The 23444-nt window shown below is 70.7% G+C and carries 21 protein-coding genes; 8 read left to right on the plus strand and 13 right to left on the minus strand.

All coding sequences use genetic code 11. The annotated features are described in order from the left end of the window. Positions 1-110: 110 nt before the first annotated feature. The 4 genes from QH290_RS22575 to QH290_RS22590 all read right to left on the minus strand — a co-directional run bounded on the left by QH290_RS22575 (position 111) and on the right by QH290_RS22590 (position 3546). Positions 111-650: a DUF2165 domain-containing protein gene (locus QH290_RS22575; protein ID WP_280267825.1), complete on the minus strand. Its 540-nt coding sequence runs from the start codon at positions 648-650 to the stop codon at positions 111-113. Between the two features lie 107 nt (positions 651-757). Continuing rightward, positions 758-1756: a hypothetical protein gene (locus QH290_RS22580; RefSeq protein ID WP_280384940.1), complete on the minus strand. Its 999-nt coding sequence runs from the start codon at positions 1754-1756 to the stop codon at positions 758-760. Next, on the minus strand, positions 1753-1926 hold the full coding sequence (locus tag QH290_RS22585; RefSeq protein WP_342213754.1) for an EF-hand domain-containing protein: 174 nt from the start codon (positions 1924-1926) through the stop codon (positions 1753-1755). Before QH290_RS22585 ends, QH290_RS22580 begins: the two co-directional genes overlap by 4 nt. A gap of 126 nt (positions 1927-2052) precedes the next feature. Beyond that, positions 2053-3546 carry a lipase family protein gene (locus tag QH290_RS22590; protein WP_280384943.1) on the minus strand — a complete coding sequence of 498 codons (1494 nt, stop codon included), beginning with the start codon at positions 3544-3546 and terminating at the stop codon, positions 2053-2055. A 184-nt stretch (positions 3547-3730) separates the two neighbouring features. On the opposite strand from QH290_RS22590, the gene QH290_RS22595 reads away from it, so the two are divergent. Next, complete coding sequence (locus QH290_RS22595; RefSeq protein WP_280265708.1) at positions 3731-4489, plus strand: bestrophin-like domain; 759 nt, start codon at positions 3731-3733, stop codon at positions 4487-4489. Positions 4490-4528: 39 nt separating this feature from the next. Here the strand turns inward: QH290_RS22595 and QH290_RS22600 are convergent, their stop codons facing one another. Beyond that, positions 4529-5803, minus strand: coding sequence for a tetratricopeptide repeat protein (locus QH290_RS22600; protein ID WP_280384945.1), 1275 nt, complete (start codon positions 5801-5803; stop codon positions 4529-4531). 121 nt (positions 5804-5924) lie between these two features. Next, positions 5925-7526, minus strand: coding sequence for a DUF4331 domain-containing protein (locus QH290_RS22605; RefSeq protein WP_280384947.1), 1602 nt, complete (start codon positions 7524-7526; stop codon positions 5925-5927). A 230-nt stretch (positions 7527-7756) separates the two neighbouring features. Between QH290_RS22605 and QH290_RS22610 the strand changes: the two genes are divergently transcribed. Beyond that, positions 7757-9301, plus strand: a complete 1545-nt coding sequence (locus QH290_RS22610; protein WP_280384949.1) for an HD domain-containing phosphohydrolase — start codon at positions 7757-7759, stop codon at positions 9299-9301. Between the two features lie 29 nt (positions 9302-9330). On the opposite strand, the gene QH290_RS22615 is transcribed toward QH290_RS22610, so the two are convergent. After that, positions 9331-9852, minus strand: coding sequence for a hypothetical protein (locus QH290_RS22615; protein ID WP_280384951.1), 522 nt, complete (start codon positions 9850-9852; stop codon positions 9331-9333). A 294-nt stretch (positions 9853-10146) separates the two neighbouring features. Between QH290_RS22615 and QH290_RS22620 the strand changes: the two genes are divergently transcribed. Next, a complete protein-coding gene (locus tag QH290_RS22620) occupies positions 10147-10848 on the plus strand; it encodes a TetR/AcrR family transcriptional regulator (RefSeq protein ID WP_280384952.1) in 702 nt (233 codons plus the stop codon). Here the strand turns inward: QH290_RS22620 and QH290_RS22625 are convergent. The 4 genes from QH290_RS22625 to QH290_RS22640 all read right to left on the minus strand — a co-directional run bounded on the left by QH290_RS22625 (position 10795) and on the right by QH290_RS22640 (position 17085). Further along, on the minus strand, positions 10795-12498 hold the full coding sequence (locus QH290_RS22625) for an ABC transporter ATP-binding protein (protein ID WP_280384953.1): 1704 nt from the start codon (positions 12496-12498) through the stop codon (positions 10795-10797). The genes QH290_RS22620 and QH290_RS22625 overlap by 54 nt on opposite strands. Further along, positions 12495-14342, minus strand: a complete 1848-nt coding sequence (locus QH290_RS22630) for an ABC transporter ATP-binding protein (protein ID WP_280384972.1) — start codon at positions 14340-14342, stop codon at positions 12495-12497. Before QH290_RS22630 ends, QH290_RS22625 begins: the two co-directional genes overlap by 4 nt. Before the next feature lie 160 nt (positions 14343-14502). Then, a complete protein-coding gene (locus QH290_RS22635) occupies positions 14503-15333 on the minus strand; it encodes a hypothetical protein (protein WP_280384974.1) in 831 nt (276 codons plus the stop codon). 63 nt (positions 15334-15396) lie between these two features. Continuing rightward, on the minus strand, positions 15397-17085 hold the full coding sequence (locus tag QH290_RS22640) for a protein kinase domain-containing protein (RefSeq protein ID WP_280261402.1): 1689 nt from the start codon (positions 17083-17085) through the stop codon (positions 15397-15399). Between the two features lie 182 nt (positions 17086-17267). On the opposite strand from QH290_RS22640, the gene QH290_RS22645 reads away from it, so the two are divergent. The 4 genes from QH290_RS22645 (at position 17268) to QH290_RS22660 (ending at position 20006) form a co-directional block, all read left to right on the plus strand. Beyond that, a complete protein-coding gene (locus QH290_RS22645) occupies positions 17268-17411 on the plus strand; it encodes a lasso RiPP family leader peptide-containing protein (RefSeq protein ID WP_280384976.1) in 144 nt (47 codons plus the stop codon). 64 nt (positions 17412-17475) lie between these two features. Next, entirely contained in the window at positions 17476-19317 is a 1842-nt protein-coding gene (locus tag QH290_RS22650; protein ID WP_280384978.1) for an asparagine synthase-related protein, read from the plus strand. Positions 19318-19329: 12 nt separating this feature from the next. Continuing rightward, positions 19330-19584 (plus strand): lasso peptide biosynthesis PqqD family chaperone, encoded by a 255-nt coding sequence (locus tag QH290_RS22655; RefSeq protein ID WP_280261408.1) that lies wholly within the window; start codon positions 19330-19332, stop codon positions 19582-19584. Continuing rightward, positions 19581-20006 (plus strand): lasso peptide biosynthesis B2 protein, encoded by a 426-nt coding sequence (locus tag QH290_RS22660; protein ID WP_280261411.1) that lies wholly within the window; start codon positions 19581-19583, stop codon positions 20004-20006. The genes QH290_RS22655 and QH290_RS22660 overlap by 4 nt, the downstream gene beginning before the upstream one ends. Before the next feature lie 20 nt (positions 20007-20026). On the opposite strand, the gene QH290_RS22665 is transcribed toward QH290_RS22660, so the two are convergent. Together QH290_RS22665 and QH290_RS22670 are read right to left on the minus strand one after the other, a co-directional pair. Further along, complete coding sequence (locus QH290_RS22665) at positions 20027-20926, minus strand: dihydrodipicolinate synthase family protein (RefSeq protein WP_280261413.1); 900 nt, start codon at positions 20924-20926, stop codon at positions 20027-20029. Beyond that, positions 20923-22356: an MFS transporter gene (locus QH290_RS22670; protein WP_280261415.1), complete on the minus strand. Its 1434-nt coding sequence runs from the start codon at positions 22354-22356 to the stop codon at positions 20923-20925. Before QH290_RS22670 ends, QH290_RS22665 begins: the two co-directional genes overlap by 4 nt. Positions 22357-22454: 98 nt before the next feature. Here QH290_RS22670 and QH290_RS22675 point away from each other — a divergent pair, with 98 nt between their 5' ends. Then, positions 22455-23171, plus strand: a complete 717-nt coding sequence (locus QH290_RS22675) for a FadR/GntR family transcriptional regulator (protein ID WP_280261417.1) — start codon at positions 22455-22457, stop codon at positions 23169-23171. The last annotated feature ends 273 nt before the right edge of the window (positions 23172-23444 follow it).

A 23444-nucleotide genomic window follows, 5' to 3' on the forward strand; every position in this document is an offset into this window, starting at 1 on the left:
CCCCCCCCCGCGCCCGGGGGGGGGGCCCCCGCCGCCGGGGGGGGCCCCCCCCCCCCCCCCCCCCCCCCCCGCCCGCCCCCCCCCCCCCCCCCGCGGGGCCGGCGCCCTTTTCACGTCCGGGCCTCGGAGCGGCCGGGCAGATATACGAGAACGAGCCCGACGGCGGCGATCAGGAAGTTCTGCAGTGCCGCCGACGAGGCATCGACCTCCTTGTTCGCCCACATCCGGAACCACTCGCCGCCGATGGTCAGGAAGCCCCCGGCGAACAGCAACACCGCCATGATCCAACCGAGGCTCGACAGCTTCGCGGCGGCATCGCCGGTCGCGGTCCGGCGGCCGATCAGCGCCCGCCAGCCCGCCACGGCCCCCGCCAGCAGCACGAGTGCGATCAGGAACTCCCAGATCACGACGAGGGTGTAGGCGATCCACACCGCCGTGGAGTTGGTGATGGCGTGCCAATCGACGGCCGGATGGTGGATCGTGCTGCGCATCGACAGCACCGCGGCGACACCGCGCCGGTTGGTGTCGGTGTCGAGGCAGTTGGTGACCGCGACGATCAGGTAGTACACCCCGGTGATGGTCGCCAGCACGGTCACCGCCGTCTCCCGGCTCGCCGCCACATCCAGAAATCGCTTACCGCTGAGACTCATTCACGCCACCTAGGTCGACCGGCACCGCTCTGCACGACGGCCGAATGCTACGGCGGAGTACCCCGCCGCGCATCCGGACGGCTCCCCAGCGGTGACTCGGTGCGGAACTACCGCAGGGTGCGGAGGGCCCATTCGACGGCCTCCGGGGCGGCCGACGACAAGATCCCCAGGTGTTCCCCTGTATACAGCGCAGTGGTAACAGCGACCCCGCGTACCGATAGCTCCTCGGCGCAGCGACGAACGCGGCTCCGGGGGGCCAGTGCGTCGGCATCGGCGGCCGCCAGAAGTATCGATGCCTCACCACGTTCCGGCAGGGTGTCGCACTGTTCGAGAAATGCCGCAACCCTAGGTCTGCGAGTCAGCTCGCACAGGCCGAGATCTCGAACGGTGAACGGTGCCAGGAGCTTACGCATCTCCGGGACCGACAGCGACGTTATCGCATCGAGCATTGCCGTACCCGTATCGGTCAGAAAGTCCTCCGGGTGGAAGCGCTCGTCCGCAGTCCGCATACCGGCGAGCATCGCCACGGCGAGGGCGTCGGCGCGGAAATCGGGATCCCGAGTGACCATGGTGAAATATGACAGCCAATCGGGCGGAGCCAGCGACACGATTCCGCGGAGTTCGAGTTCGGAGGGAGGCCGCGGCGAGGCGTGCAGGACCGGACCGGCGCCCTGGCAGAAACCGGCGGCGACGACGACGTTTCCGATCCTCTCGTCGAGTTCCCGCGCCGCGGGGCAGATGGCGAGGACGTCGGCGGCGATCCAGCTTGGATGGGGAAACGGGTTGAGGCCGTGGCCGTCCAAGCCCTCGAAATCGGCGACCGCCACTGCGAATCCGTTCGCAATCCACCTGGACAGATGTTTCAGCTCGACCCCGGGCAGGCCGCGTCGCGAGGGCGCGTTCTGCCGATCCAGGCCGACGAAACAATGCGCCCAGGTACACAGCGGCACCTCCGAGCGTCCCGGCATCGGGGGCGGCAGAAATACCGAACCCGTCGTGACACGGTCACCACTGCAGAAGCGAATCCGATAGCCGCCGCGGGCACCGCTCGGCCATCGTTCCGGATCGATCACCCCGACCTCGGTCAGGGAGGTCAGCGCCGTCACGCCCATCGACCGAACAGCCAATACCCGGGCGACAGATCGTCCGTGCCCGTCAGGAATTCGACGACGCCCGCGCTCAACTCGTCACCGTCGACGTGCCCGTTGCCGTCGGTGTCGGTCATATCGAAGATGGCATCGGATTCGTCGGCCGGTATTCCCAGGCCCCGGGTCACCGCCCGGAACTCCGCCCGGGACACCCGGGCGTGGGGGGGGGTGTGGGTAAACATCACCAACCCGAGTTACAGGGCGCGCGCACAGTCGGGGCCCAGCGCGGGGAACAGCGCGGGGCGGGCGGTGTCTTAAATATCTATTATGGCTTGGGATGCGGCGGCGTTTATCCCCCCCCCCCGGGCCCCCGCCCGCACCCCCCCCCGGCCCCCCCGGGCCTCGGCGCTGCTGTCGATCAACTGCACCACCGCGAGTACCAGGGCGCGCGCACTGTCGGCGACCTGCGCGGGAACCTGCTCGGTGCGGGCCGCCACGAACTCGTCCAGGTCGATACTTCCGTCGCCGTCCCGGTCGTAGTGCCGCAGCAGCTGTCTCGCCAGCTGCTCGTAGCCCGCGCGCACCCTGGTCGCCACCGGGTCGCCCAGCGGACGTCCGAAACCCGAGACCAGCCGCAGCGCATGGGCCCGGAAGTCGTCCAGCCCGATCCGGCCGTCGCCCGTCGCGTCGAGCACCCGGAAGCGGGCGTCTCGGTCGTCGTGCTCCGGGCGGGGCGCCTGCTCGCGCGCACCGATCCGATCGGCGGCCATCAGGTCCGCGGCCCACCGCGTGGCCCGCTGCGCGGCCGGTTCCAGCAGGGCCATGTGGTCGAGGGACTCGAAATCATGGAAGGTGATATCGGTTCCGCTCCTCGCCACCTCGTCCGAGAATCCCCGGCCCTGCGGCGACGTGAAGACGGGGTCGGCGCCACCGGCGCACAGGAAGATCGGGCGGTCGTATCTCGCCTCGGGCGGGCTGGTCGATTCCAGCGCCTCGACCATGGGTTTCCAAGCCGATATTCCGGTGATACCGGCCGCGTCGTTGGTGATGCCCGAGCACAGCGCGTCCAATTCCTGCATCGAGTTGCGCGTTGCCGCTTCGAGCAACATGCGGCCCGCCGCGGTGAGCCGATCCTCGGGCACGAATTCCGGTCTGCGAGTGTGCAATCCGGCGATGATGGTGGGAATCAGGGCGTGCACCGGCTGGTCGCCGTCCGAGGTGTACTCGCGCACGAAGTCCAGGAAGCGAATCGGCGGCGCCAGCGAGACCGTGCCCAGCAGGTGCAGCTCCGGCGCGTAGGCCGTGCACAGCGCCGCGGCGAACAGCGAGCCGTGACCGCCCTGCGAGAATCCGGCGATCACGGTGCGCGCGTCGACGTTCAGACCCATGCCGTGCACGGCGCGGACGATGTCGATGATGTCGTCGGCGATGGCCTCGCCGTCGAGGTAGGGATGCGGCTCCGTGGTGCCCAGGCCCTCGTAATCGGTTGCGGCGACCACGAATCCGGACGCGAGCCAGTGCGCCAGATGCGCTCGTTCCTCCGGGATCAGCCCGACCCTGGACGGAGCGTTGTGCTCGTTCAGGCCCACCGTGCAGTGGGCCCAGGTGAGCACGGGCGCGCTGGCCTCGGTGCGGGTGGGAACGAATACCGAGCCACCCACGGCGCGTTTTCCGCCGCTGAAGTTGGGCGCCACGTACTCGATTCGATAACCCTGGTCGGTGCCGACCGGCCAGAACGACTGCGGGAGCGGCTCCACGGCGAGCAGTGAGCCGGTATCGTTGTCCGAACGATCAACGACGGATGTCACGTCCACCTCCACTGTGCGGTAACACCGAGCACCTGAGAGCACGACGAGCAAATTTCGAGCATATTGATGCTCGGCAATGGCTGTCAATGCTCTGGCGTGTTCACCTGCCTCACCGTGGGACGGATGGATACGATCCGGCGACGGCAGCAACACACGAGTTCCTTCGATGCACGGGAGATCGTCGATGGCGTGGGCGTGGTTCGCACTGCTGGTTCCGGTAGTCACGGTGCTGCTGGGCGTGGTGGTCATGCGGAGATCGCTGCGGCGCGGCGGCGGTCCCGGCGGATACAACGAGGCGACCGGGACCGTGTTCCAGGCCGTCGGCGCGCTGTATGCGGTGCTGCTGGCGTTCATCGTGGTCAACGAGTGGAATTCGCTACAGGAGGCCAGCGCCAACACCTTCGAGGAGGCCAACCACCTCGGGGCGCTCTACTGGGATGCCCGGGCGTTGCCCGCGGAGGTGGGGCGGGAGCTGGAGGCGACCACGCAGCAGTACGCCCGCGTGGTCATCGCGAAGGAATGGCCGCTGCTCGGCGACGGCGGTTACAACCCCGAGGCCACGGAGCTGGTGTACCGCATGCGCGACCAGATCAACGCGCTGCCGACCGAGGACCCGCGCACCCAGCTGGTCTTCGAGCATTCCCTGTCGACGGTCAACGACCTGGCCGCCGCGCGGCGCGAGCGGCTCAGCCAGAGCGGCCACAATGTGCCGACGGTGCTGTGGATCGCCCTGGCGGTGGGCGCGATGGTGACCGTCGGCTTCACGTTCTTCCTCGGCCTGCCGAAGTTCTGGACACAGCTGTTGCTGGTCGGCTCGCTGACGGTGCTCGTGGTGCTCTCGCTCGCCCTGGTCATGATGCTCGACCAGCCGTTCGTGGGTTCCATCGCGGTGCAGCCGGAGGCGTTCGAGATCTTCCTGCGCGGGCTGCCGCCGCAACGCTGAGACGGAGCGAAACGACTGCCGCACAGCGTATCCGGGCGGCTACGGCCCGGCGCCCAGGGCGGTGAGGGCCTGCCGGGCGCGCGGCGCGTGCAGGGGCGAGAAATGCGGATTCGTCCGCAGTGCGTCGGACAATGCGGCGACAGCCTCGCCGGTGCGGCCGAGGGCCGCGAGAATCATGCCGCGATGGTAGGTCACGGTGGCGTCGCGCCACCCCAGGGCGGCCGCCCGCTCGGCATAGCCGATCGCCTCCTCGTCGCGGCCCGCCCGGTGCAGCGACCACGCGAGCACATCGGCGGTGACGACGCTCTGCCTGCGGCCGAACTCCAACTGCGCCAACCGAACCGCCTCGGCCGGATCGCCGTGGTCCGCGGCGAGCAGAGCGGCATCCACGTACTCGGTGGCGCCTCCCGCCTCGAGCGCACCGAACCGGACGGCCAGCGCCCGATACGTGGCGGCCGCCTCGTCGTGACGGCCCGCGGCGTCGAGCAGTTCCCCGAATTCGATCAGATACTCCGGAAGCGGTGCGCGGGTGGTCGATTCGCGGTACCGCGCGATCGCCTGGGCGGTATCGCCGCGGGCGGCGAGCACCTTGGCCAGGCCCTGTCGCAGCGCGGCGCTGTCCGGATCGGCGGGAAGGCCGGAGCGGTAATGGTTTTCGGCCTCGTCGAGATTGCCGGTGTGGAAGGCCAGCTCGCCGAGACGATAGCGGCAGAAGGCGATCTGATCGCCGGTGTTCGCCGCGTCGAGCGCCATCCACAACGCCTGCCGGGCGTCGTCGATGCGGCCGTGCAGCTCGAGGTCGTAGGCGGCGCGGGTCAGCGAGGGGACGCCGGGGCGCAGGTCGAGCATCCGCTGCACCGCCGCCGTCGCCGCGTCGGCCACACCGAGCTGGGTCAGCGCGTCGGCCAGCACCCCGTACGCGTCGGCGCTGTCGGGCCGCAGCGCGAGGGCCTGTTCGGCGTAGGCGCGGGCGGCGCCGAAGTCGTGCAGCGCATTGGCGAGCACGCCGAGGCCGACCAGCGCATCGGCATTCTCGGTGGGCCGCAACCGTATCGATCGATCCAGTGCCCGCCGCGCCTCGCCGTAGTGCCGCGGGTCGCCGGCGATGCGGGCCGATTCCACGGAGGCGACGCCCAGCTCCGCCCAGCCGGTGGCGTTGCCGGGCAGTCGATCCAGTTGCTGCCTCCGCTGTGCGATCTGCGCGGCCAGCGGGTCCATGGGATGCACGGCCGCCGCGTCGGTGGGCGATCCGCCGGGCGCCGCCACGAGGAAGCCGACCGCCGCCGCCAGCAGCGCTGTCAGGAGCGCGAACACGAGGTTTCGGTATGTGCGGGAAGGGTTTTCGGACATCGCGTGGCCTCTGGGGGTGTGGGTGGAACGATCCGTACCCGAAGTGGCGGGATCGGATCGGGGCCGATCCCGCCACCTCCGCGGGTCAGTAGCGCGGCGGCCGGGGATCGACCCGGTTCGCCCGGCGGCGCATCAGCAGCCACCCGCCGACCCCGACCAGTGCGGCCGCGCCGGTACCGCCCGCGGCCACCGGCATCCACGGCATGCCCCCGTCACCCGGCGTCACCAAGGCGCCGGATGGTGCGGTGGCGCTCTTGGCCGGTAGCGCGACATACGGGAAGGTGTCGCCGAAGGCGACGTCGTTGGCGTCGACCTCGTCTCCGGCGGCGAGCGCGTCGACCAGCTTGCCGGTCTGCGCCGCGCCGACCACGGCCTGCAGCTCGATATCGACCACGTCGTCGGCCAGCCGCCGCCCGTTCGGGAAGCCCTGCAGGTCACCGCCGAGGACTCCGAGCCGGTTCGGCGCGGCCGCCACCGGCACCGACATGTTCAGCCGCAGCATCTCCGACGGCCGGAAGTTCGCGGCGCGCGCATCGGCGTTGAGGATCTGCGAGTTCAGGTCGGCCTGAATGGGCGGCGCGCTGCCGTCCAGCGTCGGCGCGTTCTTCGCGATGCCGGTGAGGAAGATCTCCACCAGGTCGTTGCGCGGGGTGGCCGGTGCGGGCACCTGGTAGATCTGCTGGAGCAGTTGTGCCAGTTCGGGATTCGTCACTCGTTGCACCACCTGGGGAACCCCGGCGTCGCCGACCGGCTCGAGGCCGTTGAACGCGTCCTTCAGCCCGGCCGGGACGACCAGCTCGTTCACGAGCGGGTTGCCCAGCCGGGAGACCTGCACCGAGGGACCGGTCGCCTCGGCGGCGCCGGGACTGAGCTGCAGGGTGCGGCGCTCGGTATCGCTCCACACCCCGATCACCGGGTTGCGCGCGGGGTCGTTCTTCAGCGCGAGATCGCGCATCGGCACCTGCAGGACAACGGTATTCACGTTCGTTCCGGCGAGGGTATCGGTCCCGACCTCGGACAGATCGCCGCCGTAGAGCAGATCGAACACCCGCAGATCGAGGAAGAACGGATCCTCCGCGGCGCCGACGTAGACCGACCCGCCGCCGGGGAGACTGTGCGTCGCCTGCTTGCGCAGCGCGTCGTAGTCGGGCATCGACGCCGGACCGGTATCCGACGGCGCCACCTGGCCGCGATCGATCGGGCGCCAGTCGTTCGCGCCGTGGCTGACCGACAGCGTGTAATTCTGCCGGAACAGCAGATTCTCGTCGTCCAGGCCGGTGACCGGGCCGTTGTTGTAGAGGAAGGTGTTCGCACCGCGCCGATCGTCGGTCGTGAAGTCGAAACGGTAACTGATATCCGGTTTTCCGTTGCCGTCGTTGTCGATATTGATGTCGTAGGCGGCGTCGGTGGCCCACGGGTAGAAGTTCGGGCCGCCGTTGGGCTCCTGCAGCCCGAACCAGTTGGCGACGATCGTCACCGTATCGGGCTTGTCGGGGCTGACGAACGCGTAGACATCGGTGTTGTCCGCCGCCGGATCGGCGGCGATCAAGGGGGCTTCGCGGTGACTGGAGGCACCGGCTGTCGGCACCGCCAGGCCGCCTACCGTCGCACCGAGCGCGACGGCACCGGCGGCCGCCACAGCACCGGCGGCGCGGCGCCGCGCGCCGCGCCTGGATGATCGAGACATGAGTAATCCTTCGAGTACGAAAAGTGATGTGCCCGGGCGGGTTTCGACCCGGCACCGAGCCGCGGACGAGCGACGTGCGGTTGGCATTTCCCGGTCGGATCCGGGGTCGGCGCAATGGCGAACCTCCGGGGTCGGACCAGGACGATGCCACCCATGGTGACCGGCGGGTCCGGGTCGCCACATCGGTCGATCGACCTATCTCGGGCGCCGCGGCGAACTACCGTGAGGGAGTGAAGATCCCGCCCGCCTCGATCCGGGTTACCGAGGTGCTCGCAGCGCTGTCGCTCACCACCGACCTGGCGACCGGGGCACCGTTCGAAAAGGGCTTGGCGACCTGCCTGGTGGCCACCGCCCTGGCGGAGCGGGCGGGCCTGGACGAGGCGGACCGGCGGACCGTGTTCCACGCGGCCCTGCTCGGCGCGGTCGGCTGCACCAGCCGCGCCTCGGAGAACGCCGCGGCATTCGCCGACGACGTGGCCTTCCAGCAGGCCTATCACGTGGCGGACCGGGGCGATCCGGCGTACTTCGCGGCCCAGTTGAATCGGTTCGGCGCGTGGGCGCCCGATCGTCGGCCGGAGCTGCGCGACCGGTTCGCCACGCTGGCGCCGGATCAGCGGTCGGCGGCGGTCCGATCGGTGTGCGAGGTCAGCCGCGCGCTCGGGCCGCGCCTGGGGCTACCCGAGGCCGCGGTGCTCGCGCTGACCGAGGTGAAGGAACGCTGGGACGGCCTCGGTGCGCCGGAAAGCCTTCGGGGCGAGGCGATTTCGCTGGCCGGGCGGATCGTGCACATCGCCGAGCAGGCCGTGCTGGCCTCCGCCGAGCGGGGCCGCGAGGAGGCGGTAGCCGAGCTGCGGCGGCGGGCGGGCGGGCATCTCGATCCGGACCTGGTGGCCCTGTTCTGCGCGGATGCCGACGCGGTGTGGGACTGTATCGACGTACCGGACGTGCTGGACAGCGTGGTGCGCCGGGAACCCGGTGTGCCGCTGCACGTCCGGTCCGGTGAGCGGCTGCGGTTGTGCCTGGCGCTCGCGATCGTGGTGGATCTGAAGGGCCGCTGGCTGCTGGGGCATTCGGGCCATGTGGCCGAACTCGCGGGTGCCGCGGCACGCCTGAGCGGAATGCCCGCCGACGACTGCGACGCGATACGAGCGGCGGCGCTGCTGCACGATATCGGCCGCGCCGGGGTGTCCAGTGCCATCTGGGACCGGCCCGGCCCGCTCGGCCCCGGCGACTGGGAACGCGTTCGGCTGCATACCTATTGGACCGAACGGGTGCTGCGGCGCTGCCCCGGCCTGGCCGATCTGGCCGAGATCGCCGCCGGGCACCACGAACGCCTCGACGGCAGCGGCTACCACCGCGGCATCCGCGGCCGCGACAGCACCAAACCGGCGCGAATCCTCGCCGCCGCAGACGTTTTCGCCGCCCTCACCGAGCCCCGCCCGCACCGCCCCGCCTTCGCCGCCGACGACGCCGCCCGCGAATTACTCGTCGCCGCCAAGGCGGGCGAGCTGGACCGGGATGCCTGCACCGCGGTCGTGGAGGCGGCCGGATTACGCACGCCGCGTGCGGATCTGCCGTGCGGACTCACCGAGCGCGAGCTCGAGGTGCTGCGACTGGCCGCCCGCGGCCTGTCCAACCGTCGGATCGCCGCGGAATTGGTGGTCTCCGAACGCACCGTAGGCCACCACCTCGCCCACATCTACGACAAAACCGGCCACCGAACCCGCGCCGGCGCAGCGGTTTTCGCCATGGAACACGGCCTCCTACCCGAATAGGGCCATCCGGCAGCGAGCGATCTCGCGGCTCAGCGGGGCGGCAGGAGCATGGGGATGGGGTTGTGGACGGTTACCAGAACGATGACGTCGCCGTAGGGGGCCGCGCCGCGGGCGAAGTGATGGGCGAAGCGGGCCACGGAGGTTCGCCATTTGTATTTGGCGTCGATCTCCGACTGCACGTACGGCAGGAGGGTGCCGCCGGTCACCAGTTGGGCGCGGCCCTGGCGCTGCTGGGTGCCGAGTGCGGGATTGCCGCGCCAGTCGCCGGGCTGCACGAGCACCCGCTCGTCCTGGGCCAGTTGCCCGGCCTCGGGGGAATGTGAGGAGACGCGGAACGCGAGCTGGTTGTCGCCGATCGGGACCACCAGGCGCGGGACCGTCTGCAACTTCTGCGGGCCGACGACGCGTGTGACCAGCACCGTCTTCGCCTGCCGCCATACGGCCGCGGCCTGTGAGTCGCCGGGGCGGCCCCGGTGCGGCGGCGGGGGCGGGCCCGGCTGGGCGACCTGCATGGGCGTGGTGGGTAAGTCGATCAGGGTTCGTGGTGGCATCACATTCGGTCCTTTCCGGTGACGAAATCGGGGCCCGCAGTTGCGTGTTACGGACTGTGTTGCGCATTACGAACCGTGCGTCGGAGACGCGGCGAACCACCGCATGCACGGAACCTGTGGACCCCCGCGGATTCGCCGTAGACGCACACCGAGGTGCCGTACCCGACACTGCTCGAACATCTTCGGTCGACCACCTCCGAGTCTCCAGAGATCTCGGTGACCCGGCAACAATGCAGGTCGTAATGGCGCATATGCGCATCTCCGGCGTGTCGGACCATCGGGGAGGATGGGCGTATGCCAGCAGAAGGACACCGCGCGAAGAGCATCGGCCGCCCCCCGCGGCTGTCCCTGGAGGCGATCATCGCCGCGGCCGATCGCATCCTGGAGGCCGAGGGGCCGGACAAACTGTCGATGCGGCGCCTGGCGAACGAACTGGGCAGCGCGCCGATGACGCTGTACTACCACGTGCGCGACAAGGACGAGCTGCTGTTGCTCGTGCTGGAGGCGCACGCCCGGCACATACCGCACCCGGACCTGCCGGACGACCCCCGGGAACGGCTTCTCGCGACCGCGGTCCTGCTCTACGAGCTGCTCGCGGAGCGCGCCTGGATCGTCGAGGTCCTGACCGCGGACGACCTGTTCGCTCCCGCCGCCCTCTGGTTCGTCGAGAACATGATCGGCGCCGCCATCGAATACGGTTGCACCCCTGAGGAAGCCGTCGATATCTACCGCACGATCTGGTACTACATCGTCGGCAACCTGATGATTCGCGTGAACAGCGGACGCCGCCGCGACCGCACCGACGAACCGGTCTATCGGGACCGGGCCTTCGCCGACGCCGCGACCGGCAGCTACCCGCACCTCGCAGCCGTAGCCGACCGCTGGGACCAACTCACCACCCGCCCCTCCCACCGCCTCGGCCTGACGGCCATAGTCGACGGCCTACTGCGCGGGGGTGAGGTTCCAGGCGGCGGCATAGCGGCCGCCTCGGTGTAGCAACTCGGCGTGGGCGCCTTCCTCCACGACTCGGCCGCCGTCGAGGAAGACGATGTGGTCGGCGTGCTGGACGGTGCGTGGGCGGTGGGCGACCATCACCACGGTCCGGCCCGCCATCAGGCGCTCGATGCCCTCGTGGACGGCGGCCTCGTTCACCGGGTCCAACGCGGAGGTCACCTCGTCCAGCAGCACGACGGGGGCGTTCTTCAGCAGCGCGCGGGCGATCGAAACCCGTTGGCGCTCACCGCCGGACAGCAGCGCGCCGCCCTCGCCGACATGTGCCGACCAGCCGCCGGGCAGCCGCTCGATCACCTCGTCCAGCCGCGCCGCGGTGGCGGCCGCCCGCACCTCGGCGGCATCGGCGCCGGGGCGGCCCAGGCGCACGTTGTCCTCGATGGTGCCGTCGAAGAGGTAGACGTCCTGGAAGACGATGGCGATCTGCTCCATCAGCACGTCGGTGGCGATCTCGCGCACATCCACGCCGCCCAGGCGCACCGTGCCCGAATCCACGTCGTAGAAGCGCGCGAGCAGCTGCAGCAGCGTGGTCTTGCCCGCACCGGACGGTCCGACGACGGCCAGCCGCTGCCCCGCCGCCACCGACAGCGACACCTCGCCGATCACCGTGCGGCCGTCGTGCCGGAACGTGACCGACTCGAATTCCAGGTCGTGCCGCATCGGGCGGATCGGGGCGGACGCCTGCGGCAGCGGCTCGGTCCGCAGCACACCGTCGAGCCGGGCGAGTTCGGTGCGCGCGCTGCGCAGTTTGCCACCGATATCCGTCAGCGACAGCAGCGGATCCGCGCACCGCGCGGCGAGCACCAGAATCGCCAAAACCTCTGCCGCGCCGATACTTCCGTCGAGCGCGAGATAGGCACCCAGGGCCAGCAGCCCGGTGAACACCGCCTGCACGGTGAGTGTCAGGCCCACGATGCCGGGCAGTGCCGACAGCGTGGAGCGGCGGCCCGCGCGCTCGAGTCCGGACAGCGAATCGTCGAGGAGCCGGAAGCGTTCGACGGTGCGGCCGCCCGCCCGCAGCACCGGCTGGGCCTGCAGATACTCGATGACCCGCCCGGTGGCCGCGTCGCCGCGTTCGTGGCGTTCGGCGTCGGTGGCGGCCATCGACCGCCCCGTCCACACCTGGATCGCCGCGACGACCGGCACGGCGATCAGTGCGGCAAGGCCCAGCCGCCAATCGAAGACGAGCATGACGGCGACGATCGTCAGCGGTGTCACCGCGGCGGAGATGAGCGGTGCCAGCAGGTGCGCGATCACGCTCATCGCCTGCAGGACACCCTGACTCGCCAGCACCGACACCTCGCCGACGCGACCGCCGGAGTACCAGCCGAGGGGCAGCCGGGCCAGGTGGTCGCCCAGTCGGCGATAGACGCCGCGCAACAGCGTGGTGCCGACCCGGAATCCGGACAGGTCGCTGCGATAGCGCAGTGCCGCGTAGACCGCGACGGCCGCCCCGAACGCGCCCAGCCAGGGCACCGCGTCGCCGGGGGTACTCCCGAACAACGCCCGCAGCACCGGCACCAGCAGCGCGTAGGACAGGCCCTCGACCACCGCGGTCACCGCCATCAGGGCCACGGTGCGACGCACCGGCCGGGCATACTCCTGCCCCAGCACCTGCAACAGCATTCGAATCATCGGGGCTCGTCTCCTGGTGCGCCGGTGTGCATTTCGATCTCCTCGGCGATCGCCGACCGGTGCGACCGCCAGAACTGCGCGAACTTCCCGCCCCGATCCAGCAGCTCGCCCGGCCTGCCGCGCTCCACGATCGCGCCGTTCTCCAGCACCACCACGGTGTCGGCATCGGCGATGGTCTCCAGCCGGTGCGCGATGACCAGCATCGTCCGCTCGCCACCCAGCGTCGACAGCGCGCGGCGCACGGCCTGTTCGGTCTGCGGGTCGGCGAAGGAGGTGGCCTCGTCGAGCACCAGCACGGGTGTGTCGGCGAGCAATGCGCGGGCGAGCGAAATCCGTTGTGCCTCACCGCCCGACAGCGTGACATCGGTGCCGATCACCGACTCGTAGCCACGCGGCAGCCGCAGGATTCGATCGTGAATGTTCGCCAGCCGGGCGACGCGCACCACCTCGTCGAGATCCGCGTGCGGCACGGCCAGCGCGATATTGTCCGCGATCGAGGCGCGCAGCAGGCGAACATCCTGGAACACGAAGGACACGTGCCGATAGAGTTCCCGGCTGCCGAGGTCGCGCAGATCGACCCCGCCCAGGACGACCGAACCGTGGGTCGGATCGAAGAACCGCGGCAACAACTGGATCAGCGTGGACTTTCCGCTTCCGGACGGCCCGACGAGCGCTGTCACCGTGCCCGGCTCGAGGACCAGGTCGACTCCGCGCAGCACCTCGCGTTCGGCGCCGTCGACCGGGTAGGCGAATCGAACGTCACGCAGCTCCACCCGGTGCCCCTGCGGCACCGCCGGGTGCGTGGGCTCCGGAAGCGACTGCACCGCAAGCACATCCCGGATTCGGCCCACCGCGCGCCGGGCGGCCTGCAGGTCGTCGAAGCCGTGGCCGAGCGCGGCCACCGGGGCCGTCAGGCCCAAGCCCAGCAGGAGGAAGGGCAGCAGATCGGCCGGGGCCAGCGAGCCGTTCGTGATCAGCGCCGTACCGCCGATCAGCACGACCACCAGCACGAACGGCGGCGACAGCACCAGCTGCATCGCCGCGGCGATCGGCGCGAGTCCGACCGCCCAGCGCAGGAAGGAATCGGTGAAATCGTCTGTGGCCGTGTGGAATTTGCGATGCACGCGCTCGCCGCCGCCGAACGCCTTGACCACCGCGATCCCCTGGACGAACTCGACGGCCGCGTCGGCGATCCGGCCCATCCCCGCATCGAAGTCGCCCTGCTCGCGCTGCCGCTTCGGGGTCATCATCAACGGCACCAGGGCGATCGCCAGCAGCACCGGGATCATCGTGATCAGCGTGAGCCGCCAGTCCACCGTGAACAGGTAGACCAGCGATACCAGCGGCACCACGAACGCCGAGACCAGTTCGCCGGGCGCGTGCGCGATGAGCGGATGCATCGCGCTCACGTCCTGTCCGACCACCTTCGCCAGTTCGCCGGTGCGGCGCCGGGAGAACCAGCCGATCGGCACCCGCCCCAGCCGCGCGGCCAGGCGCCGCCGCAACGACAGCTCCACCCGGCCGTCGAGCAGATGCCCGAGTCCGGACGACGCGCCGGTACACACCAGCCGCACGAACAGGCCGACGGCGCCGGCGATCACCACCAGCCGGACGTGGCCGTGGTCGATCGGGCCGGGCGACAACAGGGTTCGGCCCAGCTCCACCACCGCGAGCAGCGGCGCCAGACCCGCCACCGCACCGGCTATCTGCAGGACAACGACGGCGGTGAAGCCCGGAGCGAACGGACGCAGCAGACCCGCCGCACCCGTTGCCGCCGCCGGACCGCCGTCCGGCGCGGAGGACACCGACGGCCCTGTCGCCTCGGCGAGGTCGATGGTGGTCATTGCACTCCATCCATTTTCGTACGCGTACGAACAGAGTACCTCCGAACCGGCCTGCGTCAATGGGCTGCGGGACCGCGGACTACGAGATCGCGGACTACGAGATCGCGGACTACGCATTCGCCGTAGGCAGTCCCGCTGACCGATCGGAATGCGTTGGGCGTCAGGGCTCGTCGAGCAGGAGCAGGTCGCGGGGCACGAGGGTGGTCGACTGGGTCAGTTCGTGCAGCAGATTGTGGTTGAGCATATTGCCGATCGGCTCGCCGACCTGGTCTCGCGTCAGCCCCTCGACCGGCTCCCGGCCGCAGCCGCGGGCATACCTCTTGTCCGACAGGCGCGCCCGGACGCGGCCGACCAGGTCCGCGACGTGCCGCTCGGTCCAGCCCGCCTCCGGTTGCAGCGCCGCGAGCAGGGCCGCCGTCTCCTTCCACGTCCACGGCTGCGGCCAGCGCTCCTGATACAGGTACCGCTGCCCGAGCGCGACCAGGACCAGTTTCTCGTTCGGTTCCAGCGGCCAGGGCCGGGGCGCGTCGGTGACATGCTCGTGCCGGGGCGTGGGCAGGCCGCCGTCCGGGCCGGTCACGTAGACCTCCAGCAGATGCTCCCGATCGTGGGACCCGCGAATGAACATCGGGGTGTACCCGGCGCACAGCGGGAACGGCTCCTCGCCCTCGAACACCATGCGGGCGTCGGGCAGCCGGATCGGCACGCTGCCGGTATTGCTGAGCTGCCAGCACCGCTCGCGGAACGCGAGGCTGCCGTGCACGCGGCTGATCCGCAGATCGTCCTGTCCGACACCGACATCGACCTGTTCGACATTGCGGCCGAACTCGATGGTGTTCCCCTCGTCCGGGGTCCCGCACACGCCACCGGCCGTCGACAACACCGAGATCGTGCCCGGCGCGGCATCGCCGACACCTCTGGCCAGCCCCTGCCGGGACACCGACAGTGCGTACACGCCGCGACGTCCGGGCATACCCGCTCTCTGCTGCACGACAGCCTCCTTACGGTTCGTCTCCCAGCCTCACACGCCGTGCGCCGGACCGGTCCGCGCGTGTCATCGGGTCAGGTTGGCCGCGACGGTGGCCGCCACATCGGTCACGGTCTCGCACTGCCGCACCGGCGCCCGCGCGCCCGAGAACTTCACGACGACGACCTCGGCCTGGTCGCCGCCGGAGGTCGCCCGGAAGATCCGGTACTGGATCTGCACGATGCAGTCGTCGTTCGCCTCGACGCGGCGGAAACCGGGCAGCCCGGCGAGCGTCAGCGGCTGGCCCGCCGCGGCGGTCTTCGGCGAATCGCGGTCGTAGCGCACCGTGACGTGGCCGTCGATGGTGCTGTCCCAGCGACACGACCAATCGCCGAATCCGGCGGCCGGATGCACGGCGTCGATGCCCGCCACCTTGGCGAGCGTCGCCGCGTCGACCAGGGCGCAGGCCTCGTGCCGGGCCAGCGAGCCCGCGGGGAAGTCACCGGGGCGACGCGGAATCGGGCCGTGCCACAGCACATTTCGCGCGTAGGTGACGGCGGCGTCGGCCAGCGCGCACGGGTCGGGGCCGTCCGGCGGCCGCCGCTCGCCGGTGATCTCGACGTTCCCGCCACCGGAAACCATCAGTGTCCGAACGCATCTGGTGCCGCTGGCCGGTTCGGCGGCGATCGTGACATTGCCGGTGCGGACGAACCTGACATGCGAGGTCTGCGCGGGCGCCTGCATGGTCAGCGTCAGCCGGACCCGGGCGATATCCGGATGGAAGTCTTCGCCCCACGCCCGCACCCGCAGATCGCAGGTGTCGAAATTGCCCTCGTCGGTGGCCAGGTCGATCCGCCCGAACTCGGCCAGCGATGCCGGATCGACCAGCGCGCACGGGTCGGCCGTGCGCGGATCGCCGAACAGGTCGGTCGCGGCGGTGACCGGCATCGTCATCCCGGCCGCGACTATCACCGCCACCGCGGCCAATTCCGCGACGCCGACGGCGATCCGGCGCAGCACCACGCGATCCCACCCGCGCGGGGGCTGTTCGAGGCGCGCGAAGCGGGCGGCGGCGCCCGCGGCGGTCGGACGCTGCGTCGGAGCCGACAGCATCAGCTGGGTCAGCAGCGCGTCGAGCGGTCCGGGGCGGCGCCGCCGTTCCGACACGGCGAGCAGCGCGGCGCCGAGCGCGTACACGTCGGACTTGGGACTCGCGGTCCCGCCCCGCTCGACCTCGGGGGCCATGTACTGCCACTTCCCCCGTGCCGCATCGGCTTTCGGCAGCTCGCCCGTTCCGGCGCTGCGCAGATCCAGGGAGCTGCCGAAGTCGGTCAGCAGGGCCTCGTCGTCGGCGGTGACGATGATGTTCTCCGGTGACACATCGCAGTGCAGGATGCCGCGATCGTGGCAGTGCGCCAGTGCGCTCGCGATCTGCTCGCCGACCGCCGCGGCGTGTGCCGGGTCGAGTTTCCTTTCCCTGCGCGCGATCTCGGCGAGCGAGCGGCCCGGGACGTACTCCATGACCAGCCAGCACACGCCGTCGTGCTCGAAGATGTTGTGCACGCCAACGATATTCGGGTGCCGCAGGGCCGCGGCATTGCGCGCCGCGGTGCGCAGTCGCGCCGCGCCGCCGGGATCGTCGGAGCGGGGGCATTTGAGTACGACATCGCGGTCCAGATCCGCATCCGTTGCCCGCCAGACGATTCCCTCGCCACCCCGGGTGAACACCTCCCGCAGTGTGTATCGGCCCGCAATCCTGTCACCGACGCCCGCCATGCGCCCGTCCTCGTTGTCCGACCTCGAACCCGGCGCAGGCAGTCTAGCCGCTCGCGCGCTGCGCCGGACCCTGTAGCCGATCTCCGCCGGACCCCTCCGGCGCGCCCGGTTCTAGCGTGGGCAGGCATCGAACCGGCACGGAACTGTTCGATGGACGGATCAGCAGAATCGAGGTGCAGACGATGGATTCCATTCGGAAGGTCGACGAGGACAGCGTGTACGAACCGCCGATGCTGGTGGAGGTCGGGAAGTTCACCGAGGTCACTCGCGGGTCGAGCTATGTGATCATCGAGGGCTACCCGAGCGCGTGGGGGTCGAACTACTAGTCGCTGTTCGGCGGTGGCCCATGGCCGATCCGGTCGTGGGCCACCATTTCGCTGGAGATTGATCATGCGCGTTGGCACACAATCCTGGTTCGTCGCCTTACCGGACAGTCCCACCGGCGGCGACATGCTGTCGCACCTGCAGCTCCGGGCCGACCAGGTGATCACGCACCCGTCCGGTCGGCCGTGGTTGCTGGGACGGTGGCGCGCGGAGCAACTGACGCTGGCCAGGGCCGGGAACACACTGCTGGCCGTCATCGGCCGATCCTCCGCGTCGCCCGCGGAACTCGAGGCCCACGCCCGGAAGGTGCGCGGACTCGCCGACCTGGCAGCGGCGGCCCGGTCCCTGCCCGGCAGCTACCACCTGGCGGCCTCCCTCGACGGCACCGGCTACCTGCGTGGCACGGCCTCCGGCTCGCGACGGTGCTATTACGCCACGATCGACGGGGTGACGGTCGGCGCGGACCGTGCGCGCACCCTGGCCTGGTTGCTCGATGCCGAGGTGGATGTCCGCCAGTTGGCGGCTCGCCTCGCCTATCCCGTCCTGCCCTATCCGCTGAGCGGGCGTGCGATGTTTCGCGGGGTGCACGCCGTCGCGGCCGAGGCGGCCGTGGTGCTCGAGCGCGACGGCGGTCACCGGACGCCGCGGTGGTGGCGTCCCCCGCCCGTGCACCGGGCCCTCGATGCGGGCGCCGCGGCGCTGCGGGCCGCGCTACACGAGGCGGTGACGCTGCGGACCCGTCCGGGCGAGGTCGTGGGCGCGGACCTGTCCGGCGGCATGGATTCGACGTCGATATGTTTTCTGGCCGCGCGGGCCGGGGCTCGTCCGGCCACCGCCACACTGCACTGGTCGGCTCCGGGCAACGAGGACCGCGCCTACGCCGATCATGCCGCCGGCCATCTCCCCGGGATCGAACGACTGGCGTTCCCCGCGGGACTGCCCGGGCTGCTCGACGGACTGCGCGACCGCCACGATCCGGCGGACGAACCCATGGGCGTCGTCCGGGATCGGGCGCAGCAGCGAGCGATCGCCGGACTCATGGTCGCGCAGGGGGCGACGTGCCGCCTGACGGGCCATGGCGGCGACTATCTGGTCCTACCGCACGTCCTGTACGTGCACGGATTGCTGCGCCGCCGACCCCTCGCGGCACTGCGCCACCTCGAGGGACTGCGGGCGCGCGGCCGCTGGAGCCTGGGCGCGAGCGTTCACCTGCTGGGCGACCGCGGCACCTACTCCGACTGGCTGACCGCGGCGAGCGCCCAGTTACGCGGCACCGCAACCGCACCCGCGTTCTCGTCGACGCCGGGCGCATGGGGCGAGCGGTTCCGCCTGCCGCCGTGGGCCGACGCCGCCGCCGCGACCATGGTCGGCGACCTGGTGCGTTCCGCCGCGGCCGGGGCGACGCCCCTGTCGGACGATCGCGGGAAACATGCCTGGATACACCAGATTCAGGAAGCGGGCCGCGGCGCCAGGATCCTCGCCCACGTCGCGGGACCGACCGGCCTCGAGACCGACAGCCCGTTCTGCGACGACGCGGTGGTCGACGCCTGCCTGAGCGTGCGGCCGGAACACGCGCGCGACCCGTGGTCGTACAAACCGCTGCTCGCCAAGGCCATGGAGGGGATCATTCCCCCGCGAATCGCCAACCGCCGCACCAAGGATCACTGCACCGAGGAGTGGTTCACCGGCCTGCGGGCACATCGGCGCGACCTCATGGACTGGGCCGAGGATTCGCGCCTGGTCGCCGCCGGGATCGTCGACGGATCCGAACTGCGCCGCGCGGTGGCGAGCCCGCACATCCTCACCGGCGGTTTCACCCAATTGGACAACACTCTGGGCGCCGAGGAGTGGCTGCGGGATCTGGCCGCCCATCCGGTGCCCGCGTACCTGACCCGCGCCGACCACTGAGGAGAATCCGAAATGTACCGGCTCCGCGACGATGTCAGCATGTGCCCCACCGATGACGGCACGATCCTGCTGGACGAACGACACGGCCGCTACTGGCAGCTCAACACGACCGGAGCCGAAATCCTGGCCGCGCTACTGGACGGCGCGACGGCCGACGAGGTCGTGCGCAGGCTGGTCGACACCCGGCCGGTCGATCGGCAGCGCGCGGCGGCCGACATCGCCGATCTTCTGACCCGGCTGGCCCGCGCCGACCTCGTAATCCCATGAGCCACAACCAGACTCTGGCCCGCCCCGCCCGGCCCGCGCTGCACCGGCGCCTCGGACCGTACGCTGCGGTCGCCCTGGCGCGAATGCTGCTGCGACTCCCGCCGCGGCGTCTCCGCGCCGTGCTGACCGCGCTGCGCCGAGGCGCGGCACCGGCCGACCACGCTCAGGCCCTGCGTGCCCGGCAGGACGTAATCGCGGTCAGCACAAGGTGTTCCGGCCAGTACTGCCTCCAACGGTCCGTCGCCACGGCACTGCTGTGCCGCCTGCACGGCACCTGGCCCACCTGGAAGACGGGAGTGCGCACCTCACCCACCGCGGCACACGCCTGGGTCGAGGCGGACGGACGGCCCGTCGGCGAACCGCACGACACCGCCGGTTATCGCGCCATCCTCACCGTGGCCCCCGATCCGCGCCGGACCTGAGTGGTCCCCGCCCGAGCGGCTCAGAGTCCGCACTCGCCGAGGATGTCCGCGATCGCCCGGGTTTCCTCGTCCGTCAGCGGCCCCAGCGGCGGATTCGGTGCCGGGCAGTCGATGAGGCCGAGGACCGCCATGGCCGCCTTGAACGCGCCCAGCGCGGCCGCGGTGCCGCCGATTCGGCGCGTGTCGGCGACCCGGGTGATGCGGAACAGCGCGGCGAGCCGGTCCTGTTCCGCGCGGGCCGCGCCCCGGTCGCCGGTGCGCGCGGCCCGGTACAGCCGCACATACCCGTGCGGGTCGACATTGCCGAGCCCCGGCACGATACCGGCGGCGCCCAGGCCGACGGCGGTGTCGGCGAACAGTTCCGAGCCGGTGAGCGCGGGAATATCGCAGCGCCGCAGCACCTCCCGGAACGACGCCAGGTCGCCGCTCGAATCCTTCAGTGCCACCACGGTTTTCGATTCGGCCAGCGCGACGACGAGGTCGGGTGTCAGGGCGGTGCCGACGGCGCCGGGAATGTCGTAGGCCACCACCGGCACACCGACCGCCCGATGCACCTGCCGGAAATGCTCGAGCACCTCGTCCGGGTGCGGCCGGATGTAGAAGGGCGCGGTCACCACCACCGCGTCGGCGCCGAGTTGTTCGGCCGCGCGGGCGTGTTCGATCACGCGGCGGGTGCCGGTGTCGACGGCGCCCGCGAGGACCGGCACGGCGCCGCCGACCACCGCGACGGTGGTCTGCAGCAGTTCGCGGCGCTGCGCGGTGTCCAGCAGCGCGACCTCACCGGTGGATCCGCCGACGAAGACGCCGTCGACCCCGGCCGCCAGCTGATGGGTGATCACGCGTTCCAGCGATCGCCGGTCGACCTCGCCGTGCCGATCTATCGGCGTCACGAGCGGCGGGACGACTCCCTCGAGTCTCATCGGCGGTCCTTTCCGTGGTGTGCCAGTGCCGGGGTGCCGGATTCGGTACCCAGCGCCCGCCCGATGCGGGCCGGTATGTCGAAGCCGATGATCAATGCCACCACCACGGTCAGCGATCCGGCGAGCACGCTGAGCGCCGTGCCCAGACCCAGGTGGTCCGCGATCGATGCTCCGGCCAGCGGCGCGACGGCACCGCCGAGCGCGCCGACGTTGTAGGAGAATCCGAGTCCGGCAGCGCGCAGCCGGACCGGGAAGTGGTCGCCGATGTATTTGGGCAGCAGTCCGGAGATGCCCTGGCTGGTCGCCTGCATCGCGAACAGCAGCACCCACAGCAGCACGATATTGCCGGAATCCAGCGCGAACACCGGGAATACGAACGCCAGCGAGACGAACAGGCCCAGCACGTAGGTGCGACGCGTGCCCAGCCGGTCGCCGACGAGCCCGGCCAGGCAGGAGCCGGCGGCGTAGCCGAGACCGGCCCAGGTGAGGGCGTCGGACACCTGGCTCGGGTCATACCCGAGATCGGTCTTCAGATACGTCGGCAACAGCGACTGGATCGGCCACCCGTAGAGGAAGGCGCAGAAGACCGTCACCATGATCGCCACCGTCATCGGCCACAGCCGACCCGACAGCTGCCACGCGAACACCACGAAGCCGAGCGCGACCAGCACGCTGAGGTATGGGCCGGTGGGCCCGGCCAACTTCCCGAACAGGACCACCAGCGCCGCCGAAATCACCACGGCCAGTGCGATATTCATCGCACGCCGCCCGCGGGCGAACAGTACCGACGCCGTGGTGGTGTCCTCCCGCCCGCCGACCTCGGCCTCCCATTCGGCCGCCTCCGGCAGCGCCCGGCGCAGATACAGCGTCAGGGCGATCGGCACGATGCCGAGATAGAACAGCCATCGCCACCCGGCCGCGGGCACCACGAACTGATACACCTGCGCCGCCAGCACCGTGCCCACCGGATAGGCCGACAGCAGGAACCCGGTGGCGCGATTGCGCATCGACCGCGGCCAGGACTCCATCACATAGGTTGCGCTGGAACCGTATTCGCCCGCCATGCCCAGCCCGACGATCGCGCGGAAGACGAACAGCGACCAGTAGCTCCAGGCGAAACCGCACAGCCCGCTGCCGAGGGAGAACGCCAGAATCGCCAGGATCATCGCCGGTTTGCGGCCGTAGCGATCGGCGATCGCACCCAGCACCAGTCCGCCCAGCCAGCGCGAGACGAAGGCCGCCGAGACCAGGGTCGCCGCCTTCGCCAGCGAGAGATCGAATTCGGCGGCGATATCGGTGAGGATCAGGGTGATCAGGATGAAGTCGAAACCGTCGAGCAGGTAGCCGAGCCACGCGGCGAGGAAGCCCTTGCGCTGGGCGGGGGTCAACGCGCGGAACGACCCGCGGGCGGCAGGGGACGACGCTGTCATGCCGAGGACCTTCCAGACAGGACATAGGACGTCCTATGTCAGGGATCACAATAGCGCGCCGCCGCGGCCGCGACAAGCGCCGATTAGACTCGTGAACTGTGAAAACGTCGTCCAGCGCAGGACATTCGGGCGGACGCACCGGCCAGCAGGCGGTGCGCGAGTCGGTCAAACGGCTCATCGTCGAGCGCGGACTCGGTCCGGGTGCACCGCTGCCGACCGAACAGGAGCTGATGCGCGAGCTCGGCGTTTCGCGCCATCCGCTGCGGGAGGCGATGAAGGCGCTCGAGGCCGTGGGCATCGTGGAGATCCGGCACGGTTACGGCACCTACGTCGGCTCGGTCCCGCTGACGGGACTCGAGGCGGGACTGGCGTTCCGGAGCGCGCTGTCCACGCGCGGCGATCTCGCCGATATCCGCGATCTGCTGGAGGTGCGCGAGGTGCTGGAGACGGGTCTGGTCTCGCGCGTCCTCGCCGCCCGGGACCGGCTCGACCTCGACGCGCTCACCGCCGCGGTGACCGAGATGGAACACGCCGCCCGGCGCGAACAGTATGCGCCGGAACAGGATTGGCGCTTCCACGAGGAGCTGTACCGCCCGCTCGGCAACACCCTGGTCCTGGATCTGATCCAGGTGTTCTGGCGGGTCTTCAACGACCTGGATGCCGACCTGCCCCGCGCCGCGGCCGCGCCGGAGGTCGTGGCGAGCTGGCACCGAGCCATCCTGGACGCCCTCGACGCGGGCGACGAGGAAGCCCTGCGCGCCGCTGTCGACATCCACTTCCGAGGCATCCGCGCCCGGCTGTCACGCAGCACCTGACCCACAGCCCCGCACTCCCGCCCGGCACCTGATCCACACCCCCGCACTCCCGCCCGGCACCATCCATGCCCCCGCGCGAAACCCTCAGGGTGAGAGCCGGGGGGCGCGCGGGCGCAGTGGGGCCCACCCCCGCGGGCGCTGTGGCGCACAGCCGAGTTGGGCGGAGCAACCGCGCCCGGGAAGGCGGAGGTTCAGTTTGCCGAACGATTGCGGCGGCGCGCGTGGTGTGGCGCAGAAGCCTTGCGGCGCCGCCGGTTTCCGGGCGTGTCGCGG

The sequence above is a fragment of the Nocardia wallacei genome (assembly GCF_029869545.1).
GTDB lineage: Bacteria > Actinomycetota > Actinomycetes > Mycobacteriales > Mycobacteriaceae > Nocardia > Nocardia wallacei_A.

Excerpts from the sequence above, each read along its gene's own strand:
- QH290_RS22660 (WP_280261411.1), top strand. The coding sequence starts at position 19,581 with ATGAGCCACAACCAGACTCTGGCCCGCCCCGCCCGGCCCGCGCTGCAC.
- QH290_RS22670 (WP_280261415.1), bottom strand. The coding sequence starts at position 22,356 with ATGACAGCGTCGTCCCCTGCCGCCCGCGGGTCGTTCCGCGCGTTGACC.
- QH290_RS22665 (WP_280261413.1), bottom strand. The coding sequence starts at position 20,926 with ATGAGACTCGAGGGAGTCGTCCCGCCGCTCGTGACGCCGATAGATCGG.
- QH290_RS22615 (WP_280384951.1), bottom strand. The coding sequence starts at position 9,852 with ATGCCACCACGAACCCTGATCGACTTACCCACCACGCCCATGCAGGTC.
- QH290_RS22630 (WP_280384972.1), bottom strand. The coding sequence starts at position 14,342 with ATGACCACCATCGACCTCGCCGAGGCGACAGGGCCGTCGGTGTCCTCC.
- QH290_RS22605 (WP_280384947.1), bottom strand. The coding sequence starts at position 7,526 with ATGTCTCGATCATCCAGGCGCGGCGCGCGGCGCCGCGCCGCCGGTGCT.
- QH290_RS22595 (WP_280265708.1), top strand. The coding sequence starts at position 3,731 with ATGGCGTGGGCGTGGTTCGCACTGCTGGTTCCGGTAGTCACGGTGCTG.
- QH290_RS22620 (WP_280384952.1), top strand. The coding sequence starts at position 10,147 with ATGCCAGCAGAAGGACACCGCGCGAAGAGCATCGGCCGCCCCCCGCGG.
- QH290_RS22625 (WP_280384953.1), bottom strand. The coding sequence starts at position 12,498 with ATGATTCGAATGCTGTTGCAGGTGCTGGGGCAGGAGTATGCCCGGCCG.
- QH290_RS22645 (WP_280384976.1), top strand. The coding sequence starts at position 17,268 with ATGGATTCCATTCGGAAGGTCGACGAGGACAGCGTGTACGAACCGCCG.
- QH290_RS22655 (WP_280261408.1), top strand. The coding sequence starts at position 19,330 with ATGTACCGGCTCCGCGACGATGTCAGCATGTGCCCCACCGATGACGGC.
- QH290_RS22640 (WP_280261402.1), bottom strand. The coding sequence starts at position 17,085 with ATGGCGGGCGTCGGTGACAGGATTGCGGGCCGATACACACTGCGGGAG.
- QH290_RS22575 (WP_280267825.1), bottom strand. The coding sequence starts at position 650 with ATGAGTCTCAGCGGTAAGCGATTTCTGGATGTGGCGGCGAGCCGGGAG.
- QH290_RS22650 (WP_280384978.1), top strand. The coding sequence starts at position 17,476 with ATGCGCGTTGGCACACAATCCTGGTTCGTCGCCTTACCGGACAGTCCC.